Source organism: Streptomyces sp. NPDC005799, assembly GCF_040630525.1.
Taxonomy (GTDB): Bacteria; Actinomycetota; Actinomycetes; order Streptomycetales; family Streptomycetaceae; genus Streptomyces; species Streptomyces griseorubiginosus_B.
On sequence record NZ_JBEXXQ010000009.1, the window covers coordinates 174,060 to 186,953 of the forward strand.

10 protein-coding genes are annotated in these 12,894 nt (G+C 69.7%); 9 read left to right on the top strand and 1 reads right to left on the bottom strand.

Annotated features, from left to right (window positions below):
- Positions 1–30: 30 nt before the first annotated feature.
- Positions 31–1,050 carry a LacI family DNA-binding transcriptional regulator gene (locus ABZ453_RS11710; RefSeq protein WP_359014010.1) on the bottom strand — a complete coding sequence of 340 codons (1,020 nt, stop codon included), beginning with the start codon at positions 1,048–1,050 and terminating at the stop codon, positions 31–33.
- 292 nt (positions 1,051–1,342) lie between these two features.
- Between ABZ453_RS11710 and ABZ453_RS11715 the strand changes: the two genes are divergently transcribed.
- The 9 genes from ABZ453_RS11715 to ABZ453_RS11755 all read left to right on the top strand — a co-directional run bounded on the left by ABZ453_RS11715 (position 1,343) and on the right by ABZ453_RS11755 (position 12,860).
- Positions 1,343–3,274, top strand: coding sequence for an acyl-CoA dehydrogenase family protein (locus tag ABZ453_RS11715; protein ID WP_359014012.1), 1,932 nt, complete (start codon positions 1,343–1,345; stop codon positions 3,272–3,274).
- Positions 3,275–3,409: 135 nt separating this feature from the next.
- Entirely contained in the window at positions 3,410–4,672 is a 1,263-nt protein-coding gene (gene dxr / locus ABZ453_RS11720; protein WP_359014014.1) for a 1-deoxy-D-xylulose-5-phosphate reductoisomerase, read from the top strand.
- Positions 4,673–4,680: 8 nt separating this feature from the next.
- Positions 4,681–5,973, top strand: coding sequence for a site-2 protease family protein (locus tag ABZ453_RS11725; RefSeq protein ID WP_359014078.1), 1,293 nt, complete (start codon positions 4,681–4,683; stop codon positions 5,971–5,973).
- Positions 5,974–6,140: 167 nt separating this feature from the next.
- Positions 6,141–7,298: a flavodoxin-dependent (E)-4-hydroxy-3-methylbut-2-enyl-diphosphate synthase gene (gene ispG / locus ABZ453_RS11730; protein ID WP_359014016.1), complete on the top strand. Its 1,158-nt coding sequence runs from the start codon at positions 6,141–6,143 to the stop codon at positions 7,296–7,298.
- Positions 7,299–7,582: 284 nt separating this feature from the next.
- Positions 7,583–8,623 (top strand): LacI family DNA-binding transcriptional regulator, encoded by a 1,041-nt coding sequence (locus ABZ453_RS11735; RefSeq protein ID WP_359014019.1) that lies wholly within the window; start codon positions 7,583–7,585, stop codon positions 8,621–8,623.
- A gap of 179 nt (positions 8,624–8,802) precedes the next feature.
- Positions 8,803–9,972, top strand: coding sequence for an extracellular solute-binding protein (locus ABZ453_RS11740; protein ID WP_359014021.1), 1,170 nt, complete (start codon positions 8,803–8,805; stop codon positions 9,970–9,972).
- Positions 9,973–9,976: 4 nt separating this feature from the next.
- Positions 9,977–11,080: an ABC transporter ATP-binding protein gene (locus ABZ453_RS11745; protein ID WP_359014023.1), complete on the top strand. Its 1,104-nt coding sequence runs from the start codon at positions 9,977–9,979 to the stop codon at positions 11,078–11,080.
- Positions 11,077–11,973 (top strand): sugar ABC transporter permease, encoded by an 897-nt coding sequence (locus tag ABZ453_RS11750; protein ID WP_359014025.1) that lies wholly within the window; start codon positions 11,077–11,079, stop codon positions 11,971–11,973. The genes ABZ453_RS11745 and ABZ453_RS11750 overlap by 4 nt, the downstream gene beginning before the upstream one ends.
- Positions 11,973–12,860 carry an ABC transporter permease subunit gene (locus ABZ453_RS11755; protein ID WP_359014028.1) on the top strand — a complete coding sequence of 296 codons (888 nt, stop codon included), beginning with the start codon at positions 11,973–11,975 and terminating at the stop codon, positions 12,858–12,860. The genes ABZ453_RS11750 and ABZ453_RS11755 overlap by 1 nt, the downstream gene beginning before the upstream one ends.
- The last annotated feature ends 34 nt before the right edge of the window (positions 12,861–12,894 follow it).

The following is a 12,894-nucleotide window of genomic DNA, read 5'->3' on the forward strand; positions in this document are numbered from 1 at the left end:
CGGATGCCCGGCGGGCACCCGGAAGCGGGGTCAGGGAGTACGGCCGGAAGGTGCCGGGCCCGTACTCGCCCGGACCGTCAACTCGGGTGCGATCAGCACCACTTCGTCCGTGCCCCGGCCGTCGAGCTTGGCGACCAGGTGCTCCACGGCGTACCGGCCCATCTCCTGCGCGGGGATGGCCACGGACGTCAGCCGCACCGAGGCCTGGACGGCGACCTGTTCCGGACAGACCGCCACCACGGACACGTCCTCGGGGACGGCGCGGCCCTGCTGACGCAGCAGGGCGAGCAGGGGCTCCACCGCCGACTCGTTCTGCACGACGAACCCGGTGGTGCCCGGGCGCTCGTCCAGGATGCGGGCGAGCGTCACGGCCATCGCGTCGTACCCGCCCTCGCACGGCCGGTGCAGCAGTCGTACCCCCAACTCCCGGGCGCGCGAGCGGAGTCCGTCCAGCGTGCGCTCCGCGAAACCGGTGTGCCGCTCGTAGACCGCCGGGGCCTCGCCTATGACAGCGATGTCACGGTGACCGAGCATCGCCAGATGCTCCACACACAGCGCGCCGGTCGCCCGGAAGTCCAGGTCGACGCAGGTCAGACCGGTCGTCTCGGCGGGCAGCCCGATCAGCACCGACGGCTGGTCGGTGCCGCGCAGCAACGGCAGCCGCTCGTCGTCGAGTTCGACGTCCATCAGGATCATCGCGTCCGCCAGCCCGCTGCCGGTGACCCGGCGGACGGCGTCCGGGCCCTCCTCGCCGGTCAGCAGCAGCACGTCGTACCCATGGGTGCGGGCCGTCGTGGCCACCGCGATGGCGATCTCCATCATCACCGGCACATACATGTCGGTGCGCAGCGGGACCATCAGCGCGATGATGTTCGACCTGCTGCTGGCGAGCGCCCGGGCGCCCGCGTTCGGGTGGTAGCCGAGCTCGCGGATGCTCTGCTCGACCCGCTGCCGGGTGGTCGCGGAGATGGACCGCTTGCCGCTGAGGACATAGCTCACCGTGCTCGCCGAGACTCCGGCGTGCTGGGCGACCTCGGCGAGGGTGACCATCCAGCTCTCCAAGCGTGTGAAGCGCTTCGACAGTGCGCGTGACCGACAGGGGTGGGTGTGAGGGTGGTCCGACACTAGCTCTGCCGCCCCTGGGTGTCCATAGTCTGTCGAAGCGCTTCGACGGACTTCCTCGCCCAAAGACGACAAACGTGGGATGTCAGCTTAGACACCCCTTCGGCCCAACGGCTGCGCGAAGGGTGGTGGGGTCGCCCGGTATCGGGTACATACGATCGGGTAGCACCCGTCGGTAACCAATACGCCCAAGATCCCCCTTCGCGACGAGGTGAGCCGCATGTCCGCCAGTCCCGCCAAGCCCACCGTTTCCGAACGTGAGGCCCGCCAGGTGGCCGAGGCGGCCCGGGAACAGGAATGGCGCAAGCCCAGCTTCGCCAAGGAACTGTTCCTCGGCCGCTTCCGCCTCGACCTGGTCCACCCCCACCCCACCCCCTCCACCGAGGCCGCCCAGCGCGGCGAGGAGTTCCTCGCCAAGCTCCGCGACTTCTGCGAGACCAAGGTCGACGGCGCCCTCATCGAACGCGAGGGCCGCATCCCCGACGAGGTCATCAACGGCCTCAAGGAGATCGGCGCCCTCGGCATGAAGATCGACACCAAGTACGGCGGCCTCGGCCTCACCCAGGTGTACTACAACAAGGCCCTCACCCTGGCGGGCTCCGCATCCCCGGCCATCGGCGTACTGCTCTCGGCACATCAGTCGATCGGCGTACCGCAGCCGCTCAAGTTGTTCGGCACCCAGGAGCAGAAGGAGCAGTTCCTGCCCCGGTGCGCCCGCACCGACATCAGCGCCTTCCTCCTCACCGAACCGGACGTCGGCTCCGACCCCGCCCGCCTCGCCACCACCGCGGTACGCGACGGTGACGACTACGTCCTCGACGGCGTCAAACTCTGGACCACCAACGGCGTCGTCGCCGACCTCCTCGTCGTCATGGCCCGCGTCCCCAGGAGCGAGGGCCACAAGGGCGGCATCACCGCCTTCGTCGTCGAGACCAACTCGCCCGGCATCACCGTCGAGAACCGCAACGCCTTCATGGGCCTGCGCGGCATCGAGAACGGCGTCACCCGCTTCCACCAGGTCCGCGTCCCCGCCGCCAACCGCATCGGCCCCGAGGGCGCCGGCCTGAAGATCGCGCTCACCACCCTCAACACCGGCCGGCTCTCCCTCCCCGCCTCCTGCGTCGCCGCCGGCAAGTGGTGCCTGAAGATCGCCCGCGAATGGTCCGCCGCCCGCGAGCAGTGGGGCAAGCCGATCGCCCAGCACGAAGCCGTCGGCGCCAAGATCTCCTTCATCGCGGCCACCACCTTCGCCCTGGAGGCCGTACTCGACCTGTCCTCCCAGATGGCCGACGAGGACCGCAACGACATCCGCATCGAAGGCGCCCTCGCCAAGCTCTACGCCTCCGAGATGGGCTGGCTCATCGCCGACGAACTCGTCCAGATCCGCGGCGGCCGCGGCTTCGAGACGGCGGACTCCCTCCGGGCCCGCGGCGAACGCGCCGTCCCCGCCGAACAGGTCCTGCGCGACCTGCGCATCAACCGCATCTTCGAGGGCTCCACCGAGATCATGCATCTCCTCATCGCCCGCGAGGCCGTCGACGCCCACCTGTCCGTCGCCGGCGACCTCATCGACCCCGACAAGTCCCTCCAGGACAAGGCGAAAGCAGGCATGGGCGCGGGCGTCTTCTACGCCAAGTGGCTGCCGAAACTCGTCGCCGGCCCGGGCCAACTCCCCGCCTCCTACAGCGAGTTCAAGCAGGAGGTCGACCTCTCCGTACACCTGCGCTACGTCGAACGGCACGCCCGCAAGCTCGCCCGCGCCACCTTCTACGCCATGTCCCGCTGGCAGGGGAAGATGGAGACCAAACAGGGCTTCCTCGGCCGGATCGTCGACATCGGCGCCGAACTGTTCGCGATGAGCGCCGCCTGCGTCCGCGCCGAACTCCTGCGCAGCCAGGGCGACCACGGCCGCGAGGCCTACCAGCTCGCCGACGTCTTCTGCCGCCAGGCCCGCATCCGCGTCGAGGAACTCTTCAACCGGCTGTGGACCAACACCGACGACGTCGACCGCAAACTCGTCAAGGGCGTCATGTCCGGCACCTACGAATGGCTCGAACAGGGCATCGTCGACCCCTCCGGCGAAGGCCCCTGGATCGCCGAGGCCGCCCCCGGCCCCTCCGAGAAGGACAACGTCCACCGCCCCATCGGCTGACGCGGCCGAAGGGACGAAGACGCTCGGGGGGTGAGCGTGGCCGAAGGGACGAAGGCGCGTCCCCCTCACCCCCCGTGCGGGGGACGTGGGGGACGCGCTGTCCTCACACACCGTCCTTACGGCCACAATGGAGGAATGAGCGACAGTCCATCCCCACTCGCTGACCCGCACCTCGTCTACGACCCCGTGGCGGGCAGCGGCCCGAAGGACGTGGTGATCCTCGGCTCCACCGGGTCGATCGGCACCCAGGCCATCGACCTCGTACGGCGCAACCCCGAGCGCTTCCGGGTCACCGGCCTCTCCGCCAACGGCGGCCGCGTCGCCCTCCTCGCCGAGCAGGCGCACCAGCTCCGGGTCCGAACCGTCGCGGTCGCCCGCGAGGACGTCGTACCCCAGCTGCGCGAGGCACTCACCAGCCTGTACGGCCCCGGCGAACCGCTCCCCGAGATCCTCGCCGGACCCGACGCGGCCACCCACCTCGCCGCCGCCGACTGCCACACCGTGCTCAACGGCATCACCGGCTCCATCGGACTCGCCCCCACCCTCGCCGCCCTGGAAGCCGGCCGCACCCTCGCGCTCGCCAACAAGGAATCGCTCATCGTCGGCGGCCCCCTCGTCAAGGCCCTCGCCAAGCCCGGCCAGATCATCCCCGTCGACTCCGAACACGCCGCCCTCTTCCAGGCGCTGGCCTCCGGCACCCGGGCCGACGTACGCAAACTGGTCGTCACCGCGTCCGGCGGCCCGTTCCGCGGCCGTACCAAGGCCGACCTCGCCCGGGTGACCGTCGAGGACGCCCTCGCCCACCCCACCTGGGCCATGGGCCCCGTCATCACGATCAACTCCGCGACCCTCGTCAACAAGGGACTGGAGGTGATCGAGGCCCACCTCCTCTACGACATTCCCTTCAGCCGCATTGAGGTGGTCGTGCACCCCCAGTCGTATGTCCACTCGATGATTGAGTTCACGGACGGATCGACGATCGCCCAGGCGACACCCCCCGACATGCGCGGGCCCATCGCCATCGGCCTCGGCTGGCCCGAACGCGTCCCGGACGCGGCACCCGCCTTCGACTGGAGCAAGGCGTCGACATGGGAGTTCTTCCCCCTCGACAACGACGCCTTCCCCTCGGTGAACCTCGCCCGGCACGTCGGAGAACTCGCGGGCACCGCCCCCGCGGTGTTCAATGCGGCCAACGAGGAGAGCGTCGAGGCCTTCCGCACCGGCGCGCTCCCCTTCAACGGGATCATGGAAACCGTCACGCGGGTGGTCGAGGAACACGGCACACCGCGTACGGGAACCTCACTCACCGTGTCGGACGTCCTCGAAGCGGAGACCTGGGCACGGGCCCGGGCGAGGGAACTGACGCAGACCACGGCGACCGCGGAGGCGCGTGCATGACGACCCTGATGATGATCCTCGGCATAGTCGTCTTCGCGTTCGGCCTGCTGATCTCGATCGCGTGGCACGAGCTGGGGCACCTGTCCACGGCCAAACTCTTCGGCATCCGCGTGCCCCAGTACATGGTCGGCTTCGGCCCGACCATCTGGTCACGCAAGAAGGGCGAGACCGAGTACGGCGTCAAGGCCGTCCCCTTCGGCGGCTACATCCGCATGATCGGCATGTTCCCGCCCGGCGACGACGGCAAGATCACCGCACGATCCACCTCACCCTGGCGCGGCATGATCGAGGACGCCCGCTCCGCCGCCTTCGAGGAACTGCGCCCCGGCGACGAGACCCGCCTCTTCTACACCCGCGCCCCCTGGAAGCGCGTCATCGTGATGTTCGCGGGCCCCTTCATGAACCTGATCCTCGCCGTCGCCCTCTTCCTCACCGTCCTGATGGGCTTCGGCATCTCCCAGCAGACCACCACGGTCAGCTCCGTCTCCCAGTGCGTGATCGCCCAGAGCGAGAACCGCGACACCTGCAAGAAGGGCGACCCCGCCTCCCCGGCGGCCGCCGCGGGCCTCAAGCCCGGCGACAAGATCGTCTCCTTCGACGGCGTACGGACCGACGACTGGAACAAGCTGTCCGACCTGATCCGCTCCGACCCCGGCAAGCCCGTCGCGATCGTCGTCGACCGCAAGGGCAAGGAGGTCACCCTCCACGCCACCATCGCCACCAACCAGGTCGCCAAGAAGGACTCCAGCGGCCAGATCGTCCAGGGCAAGTACGTCAGCGCCGGCTTCCTCGGCTTCAGCGCCGCCACCGGCATCGTCAAACAGGACTTCGGCCAGTCGGTGACCTGGATGGGCGACCGCGTCGGCGACGCCGTCGACTCCATCGCCGCCCTGCCCGGCAAGATCCCCGGCCTCTGGGACGCCGCGTTCGACGGCGGCAAACGCGCCCCCGACTCCCCGATGGGCGTGGTCGGCGCGGCCCGCGTCGGCGGCGAGATCTTCACGCTGGACGTCCCGGCCACCCAGCAACTGGCGATGTTCGTCATGCTGGTCGCCGGCTTCAACCTCTCCCTGTTCCTCTTCAACATGCTCCCGCTGCTCCCCCTGGACGGCGGCCACATCGCGGGCGCCCTGTGGGAGTCCCTCCGCCGCAACCTGGCCCGCCTCCTGAAGCGCCCGGACCCGGGCCCCTTCGACGTGGCGAAGCTGATGCCGGTGGCTTATGTGGTGGCGGGGATCTTTGTTTGCTTTACCCTTCTCGTCCTGGTGGCGGACGTCGTTAACCCGGTGAAAATCACCTAGCCATGAGGAGTTCGCGGCGGCCCGGAGCCATCGGTTCCGGGCCGCCTTCGTTTGAGTGCGTTGAGGAGCGGGATGTGCTCGGGCCTGGGCGGGTGCCGTAATCTCGAAGCCTGGAGCCCGTTGTTCCGGGACCGGATCTTGATCCACGACTTGGGGTTGCACAGCAGATGACTGCGATTTCTCTCGGCATGCCGTCCGTTCCGACCAGGGTTGCCGAGCGTCGGAAGAGCCGGCAGATCCAGGTCGGGTCCGTGGCGGTGGGCGGTGACGCGCCCGTGTCCGTGCAGTCCATGACCACGACCCGTACCTCCGACGTCGGCGCGACCCTGCAGCAGATCGCCGAGCTGACGGCGTCCGGCTGCCAGATCGTGCGGGTGGCGTGCCCCACGCAGGACGACGCGGACGCGCTCGCCACGATCGCCCGCAAGTCGCAGATCCCGGTCATCGCCGACATCCACTTCCAGCCGAAGTACGTCTTCGCGGCGATCGAGGCCGGCTGCGCCGCGGTGCGGGTGAACCCCGGGAACATCAAGCAGTTCGACGACAAGGTCAAGGAGATCGCACGGGCCGCCAAGGACAACGGCACGCCGATCCGGATCGGCGTCAACGCCGGCTCGCTCGACCGGCGGCTGCTGCAGAAGTACGGCAAGGCGACGCCCGAGGCGCTGGTGGAGTCCGCGCTGTGGGAGGCGTCGCTCTTCGAGGAGCACGACTTCCGGGACATCAAGATCTCCGTCAAGCACAACGACCCGGTCGTGATGATCGAGGCGTACAAGCAGCTCGCCGCGCAGTGCGACTACCCGCTGCATCTCGGGGTGACCGAGGCGGGGCCGGCGTTCCAGGGCACGATCAAGTCGGCGGTCGCCTTCGGGGCGCTGCTCTCGCAGGGCATCGGCGACACGATCCGGGTCTCGCTGAGCGCTCCTCCCGTCGAGGAGGTCAAGGTCGGCAACCAGATCCTGGAGTCCCTGAACCTCAAGCAGCGGGGCCTGGAGATCGTGTCGTGTCCGTCCTGCGGGCGCGCGCAGGTGGACGTGTACAAGCTCGCGGAGGAGGTCACGGCGGGGCTCACGGGGATGGAGGTTCCGCTTCGGGTGGCCGTCATGGGGTGTGTCGTCAACGGTCCGGGTGAGGCGCGTGAGGCCGACCTCGGCGTCGCGTCCGGCAACGGCAAGGGGCAGATCTTCGTCAAGGGCGAGGTCATCAAGACCGTCCCCGAGTCGAAGATCGTGGAGACCCTCATCGAGGAGGCCATGAAGCTGGCCGAGCAGATGGAGGAGGCCGGGGTCGCGTCGGGCGAGCCCGAGGTGTCGGTCAAGGGTTGATGCGGAGCGGCCACTGGTCGGCCGGGTGTTTCCGGTCGGCTGCGTGCATCGTCGTGGCTGGTCGCGCAGTTCCCCGCGCCCCTACGGGGCGCGTCTGCCCTGCCCGGCGTCATCAGCCCGCCCGCTCCCGCCCAGCCATGGCCGAACCGTGCGTCCCCGCTCCGCCACCACCCGCATGGGATCTTCCCCACCCGGCTCCCCACCGCTAGCTTCTCCCCAGAAGCCGTCGTCGTCGAGAAAGCGCTCCCTCGGGCCTTCTCGGGACCGACCGGAGGGAGAGCCCGATGGCCATGGCGGAACCCCGGCGGGTGCGGGAACCCGGGTCGGCTCGGAGTGGCGGGCGGGCCAAGCGCGTCACCATCGCCGACGTCGCCCGCGCCGCGGACGCCTCCGTGTCCACCGTCTCCCGGGTGCTCAACGGCATCGGGACCGTGGACCCGGTCCTCGCGGACCGGGTGCGGCTCGCCATCGAGGAGCTGGGGTACCGGCCGAGCGCGGCGGCCCAGGGGCTGGCCCGGGGGCGTTCGGGAAGTATCGGCGTGCTCGTGCCGGATCTCGCCAACCCGCACTTCAGCGACCTGATCAAGACCTTCTCCGCGAGCGCGCGGGAGCGTGGCGCGCGGGTCGTCGTCATGGACTCCGACGAGGATCCGGGCGTGGAGCGGGAGCTGGCCGAGGAGCTGATGCGGTACGCGGACGGGCTGCTGCTCGCCTCGCCCCGGATGACGCGGCAGGAACTCGCCGCCCTCGTCGCGTTTGGGGTCCCGCTGCTCGTCGCCAACCGGCAGGAGCCCGGCCTCGCCCTGACCTCCGTGTGCGTGGACTTCTACCAGGGACTGCTCGCGCTGTGCGGGCACCTCTCCCAGCTCGGCCACCGCAAGGTCGCCTACCTTGCCGGCCCCCAGGGCTCCTGGGCCAACAAGGAGCGGCTGCGGGCGCTCTCCGGTGCCCGGGCCTTCGGGCTGGAGGTGACCGTCCTGGCCTGCGGATCCACCACGGACGAGGGGTACGGCGCCGGGCCTGCCGTGGTCGACAGCGCCGCCACCGCGGTCGTCGCCTACAACGACTTCGTCGCCCTGGGGCTGTTGTCCCGCCTGACCGAGATGGGCGTACGGGTGCCCGGGGAGCTGTCCCTGACCGGGTTCGACGAGATCGACCTGGCCCGCTACTCCTCGCCGCCGCTGACCACGGTAGCGGTACCCCGCGGCGGTCTCGGCCGCGTGGCCGGCGATGCGCTCGCCCGGTTGATGGCGGGTGACGAAGGCATCGAATCGGTAACGCTCCCCGTTGAGCTGCGGGTTCGTGGTTCGTCCGGACCAATCTGAGCTCAGCGCCTTGACAGATCCGATGTCTCGCAGGACCTTGTTCGAGCACACGGACCGAGGAAGCGCTGTCTCATTGCCGGGCCTCCACCCGGCCGACGCCTGCAGGAGCCGCCGTGTTCCGAAAGCAGTACAGCTCCAGAGCTCGTCAAGCTCGTCGACACCCCGCACCACGGCTCGCTGTGGCGGCTCTGCTGCTCATCGGTGCCGTTGCTGCCTGCGGGGCTCCCGACGACAAGTCATCCGATGACAAGGGGGCGGATCAGAAGATTCCCGCCAAGCCCTCCAAGCCGGTCGCCCTGGACATCCTCGATGTGGCGGGCAACCTCCAGCTCACCCAGGGGATGATCGAGGAGTTCCGCAAGGAGCACCCCGACATCGTCAACAAGGTGACGTACGGCAAGGCCCCTGCGCCCGACCTGGCCGGAAAGATCAAGGCGCAGCAGCAGGCCGGCCGGGTCCAGATCGACCTGGTGCTCACCGGCACGGACGGACTCGCGGCCGGTCTCTCGCAGAACCTGTGGTCGGACCTCGCCGCCCACCAGGACGCGATCGGCAGCCCGGACTACCTCCCGCCGGCCGCCGACATGGCCAAGTTGGCGCAGGGCAAGGGGCAGGCGATCGTGTACTACCCGTCCGGACCGCTCGTCGAGTACGACCCGGACAAGGTCAAGAGCCCGCCGAGGACCCCGCAGGAGCTGCTCGCCTGGGCCAAGGCCCACCCCAAGCGCTATCAGTACGCCGACCCCGCCAACTCCGGGCCCGGCCGCACCTGGCTGATGGGGCTGCCGTACCTGCTCGGCGACAAGGACCCCAACGATCCCGAGCACGGCTGGGACAAGACCTGGGCCTATCTGAAGGAGCTCGACAAGTACGCGGCGCCGTACGCCTCCGGGACCACCGAGACGATGAAGAACCTCGCCTCCGGTCAGGTCGACATGATCCAGAGCACCACCGGCTGGTACATCAACCCGCGCGCCCTGGGCACCGTCCCGAAGAAGATGGCGGTCGCGCACTTCGACGACATGACGTGGGTGACCGACGCCCAGTACGCGGTCGTACCGAAGGGTGTGAGCGCGGACGTCATGTCCGCCGACCTCAACCTCATCAAGTGGATCCTGACGCCGAAGCAGCAGGCGAAGGCGTACGACGACGGCTACTTCTACCCGGGCCCGGCGGTGAAGGACGTACCGCTGTCGATGGCTCCCGCCAAGTCGCAGCAGACGATCGCCACGTACGGGAACAAGGACTTCGACTCCTGGATCGACCAGTTCCCGAAGAAGCCGTCCCTCCCGGCCCAGCAGCAGGTCACCGCGTTCGACCTGTGGAGCCGGAACGTGGCGGGCGGTTGATCGCATGGCCCGGTTCCACACCCTGCGCCTGGAGCGTGTCTCGCGCCGGTTCGGACGCCACCAGGCGCTGCACGAGCTGGAGTTGGAGATCTCTGGCGGTGAGTTCGTCGCGCTGCTCGGACCCTCCGGCTGCGGCAAGTCCACCGCGCTCAACTGTCTGGCCGGGCTGCTGCCGCTGACCGGCGGCGCGATCCTGCTGGACGGTGAGCGCATCGACCAACTGGCCCCCGAGCGGCGCGGGTTCGGCATGGTCTTCCAGAACTACGCCCTCTTCCCGCACATGAGCGTCCGCGGCAACGTCGCCTTCGGGCTGCGGATGGGCCGGGTGCCGAAGGCGGAGGCGGCCGAACGCACCGACCGGGCCCTTGAGTTGGTGCATCTCACCGAGCACGCGCACAAGCGGCCCGGGCAGCTCTCCGGCGGGCAGCAGCAGCGCGTCGCCATCGCCCGGGCCGTCGTCCTCGAACCGCGTCTGGTGCTGATGGACGAGCCGCTGTCCAACCTGGACGCGGCTCTGCGTCTGGAGATGCGCGCCGAGATCAAGCGTCTGCACCGGCGTCTCGGCCTCACCACGGTGTACGTCACCCATGACCAGGAGGAGGCGCTGTCGCTGGCCGACCGGCTGGTCGTGCTGCGTGACGGGCGCACACAGCAGATCGGCACACCCGAGGAGGTGTACGCCCGTCCGGCCAACCGTTATGTCGCCGGGTTCATGGGCTACCGCACGATGCTCGACGCGAGCCTGGTCTCGACCGACGGTGAGCACGCCCAAGTGGACCTCGCCGGAACCCGGTTGACCGGCCTGGACCGGTCCGGTGCGGCCGCCGGCGGCCTGGTGACGGTTGCGGTGCGGCCCGAGGACCTGGACGTCGTCGCCGACGAGGGAGCCGGACTGCCCGCCCGGGTCGAGGTCGTCGAGTACCACGGTCGCGAACTCGCCGTCGAGGCGGCCCTGTCGGACGGCCGGCAGGTCCACTTCCGTACCCGCGCCCGGCTCGCCCCGGACGACGAGGTGCGGCTGGCCGCGCCCGCCGAGCGGGTGCTGGTGTTCGCGGCCGACGACACGCGGACGGCGGCGGCCAACCCGAAGACGGTGACGGCCTCATGAGCGCCGTCGGCACGGGAAAGCCCGCCCTGCGCCATCGCCTCGCCGAACGGGGGGTCGACCGCACGCTGTTGCTCGCGCTCCCCGGTGTCGTCTTCCTCGTCCTGCTGTTCTGCTACCCCTTCCTCTACGGCCTTCAGCTCTCCTTCCAGCCGCAGCACGGCGGGGGAGCGCTGGCCAACTACCGGCGGTTCTACGACGATCCCTATCTGCGCGAGACGATCTGGATCACCCTCAGGCTCGCCGTGCCCGCCGCGCTGATCAACTGCCTCGCGGCCGTCCCCGTCGCCTTCGGCACCCGCCGCCCCTTCCGCGGGCGCCGGCTGCTGACCACGATCCTGGTCATGCCGATCACGCTGGGCACGGTCCTCACCGCCGAGGGCCTGCTCGGCTACCTCGGTCCCAGCGGCTGGCTCAACAAGATCCTCCACGACCTCGGCCTGACCGACCAGCCCCTCCAACTCGTGCACAACTACTGGGGAGTTCTGGCCTCGCTGGTCATCACCGGCTTCCCCTTCTCCTACCTGTTGACGCTGTCGTACCTCACCGGCATCGACCCCAGCCTGGAGCAGGCGGCGGCCACGCTCGGCGCGGGACGGTGGCACCGCTTCCGGCACATCATGCTGCCGCTGCTCGCCCCCGGCCTCGCGATCACCTTCTGTCTCTCCTTCGTGCTGGCCTTCGCGGTGTTCCCCTCCGCGCAACTGGTCGGTGACCCGCGCGGCGCCACGCACGTCATCTCCATCGAGGCCTACCAGGCGGCCTTCCAGAAGTTCGACTACTCGCTGGGCTCGGCGATCGCGATGGTCATGGCCGGCGTGATGCTCGCGGTGGTCGTCCTGGTGCTGGGCTGGCGCTCGCTGCTGTACCGCGGGGCGACGGGAGGCAAGGGCTGATGACCGACGTACTCGAAGCGCCCGCACCGGCGCAGGAGGCCTCCGCGCGCCCGCGGCCTTGGTGGCGCAAGCCCGGTGCCTGGGCCGCCGTGCTCGTCTTCGGGCTCTTCCTGGTCAACCTCGCCGGGATCGTGGGCGTCCCGCTCGCCGACTCCTTCGGCACCCGCTGGTTCACCAGCTGGCTGCCCGAGGGCTGGACGACGAAGTGGTACGGCGAGGCATGGCGGGAGTTCTCGCTGGGGCAGGTCTTCTGGACGACCGCGCTGGTCTCGCTGCTGGTGGTCGCGGTGTCGGTGGCCGTCGGCGTCCCGGCCGCCTACGCGCTCGCCCGCCGCGACTTCCCCGGCAAGAAGCTGGTCCTGCTGCTGTTCCTGCTGCCGATCCTGGTGCCGCCGCTGACGTACGGCATCCCGCTCGCCACCGTGCTGTACAAGTTCCAGCTGGCGGGCACGCTGACCGGGGTCGTGCTGGCGAACCTCGTGCCGTCGGTGCCGTTCGTGGTGCTGACCATGACCCCGTTCATCGAGCAGATCGACCCGCGCATCGAGGCGGCGGCGCGGATGTGCGGGGCGCGGACGGCGTCCGTGCTGCTGCGGGTCCTCGCGCCGCTGCTGGTGCCGGGCATCCTCGCCGCGTCCGTGCTGGTCCTCGTCCGCACGGTCGGCATGTTCGAGCTGACGTTCCTGACCGCGGGCCCGGACAGCCAGACGCTGGTCGTCGCCCTCTACTACGCCGTCTTCTCGGCCGGCATCCGTACGCAGCAGTCCATCGACGCGATGGCCGTGATGTACACGGCGTCGATGCTGGTGCTGCTGGTGATCGCGCTGCGCTTCGTCAATCCGACGCAGCTGGTCACCCGGGTGAGGGAGGAGCAGGCCCACGGCTGACCGACCGGCCCGTACCCGCACCGTCCGTGAGAAA

What these genes read in the sequence shown, in the direction of transcription:
- ABZ453_RS11710 (WP_359014010.1), bottom strand. Translation starts at nt 1,050, where the DNA reads ATGGTCACCCTCGCCGAGGTCGCCCAGCACGCCGGAGTCTCGGCGAGC.
- ABZ453_RS11715 (WP_359014012.1), top strand. Translation starts at nt 1,343, where the DNA reads ATGTCCGCCAGTCCCGCCAAGCCCACCGTTTCCGAACGTGAGGCCCGC.
- dxr (WP_359014014.1), top strand. Translation starts at nt 3,410, where the DNA reads ATGAGCGACAGTCCATCCCCACTCGCTGACCCGCACCTCGTCTACGAC.
- ABZ453_RS11725 (WP_359014078.1), top strand. Translation starts at nt 4,681, where the DNA reads ATGATGATCCTCGGCATAGTCGTCTTCGCGTTCGGCCTGCTGATCTCG.
- ispG (WP_359014016.1), top strand. Translation starts at nt 6,141, where the DNA reads ATGACTGCGATTTCTCTCGGCATGCCGTCCGTTCCGACCAGGGTTGCC.
- ABZ453_RS11735 (WP_359014019.1), top strand. Translation starts at nt 7,583, where the DNA reads ATGGCCATGGCGGAACCCCGGCGGGTGCGGGAACCCGGGTCGGCTCGG.
- ABZ453_RS11745 (WP_359014023.1), top strand. Translation starts at nt 9,977, where the DNA reads ATGGCCCGGTTCCACACCCTGCGCCTGGAGCGTGTCTCGCGCCGGTTC.
- ABZ453_RS11750 (WP_359014025.1), top strand. Translation starts at nt 11,077, where the DNA reads ATGAGCGCCGTCGGCACGGGAAAGCCCGCCCTGCGCCATCGCCTCGCC.
- ABZ453_RS11755 (WP_359014028.1), top strand. Translation starts at nt 11,973, where the DNA reads ATGACCGACGTACTCGAAGCGCCCGCACCGGCGCAGGAGGCCTCCGCG.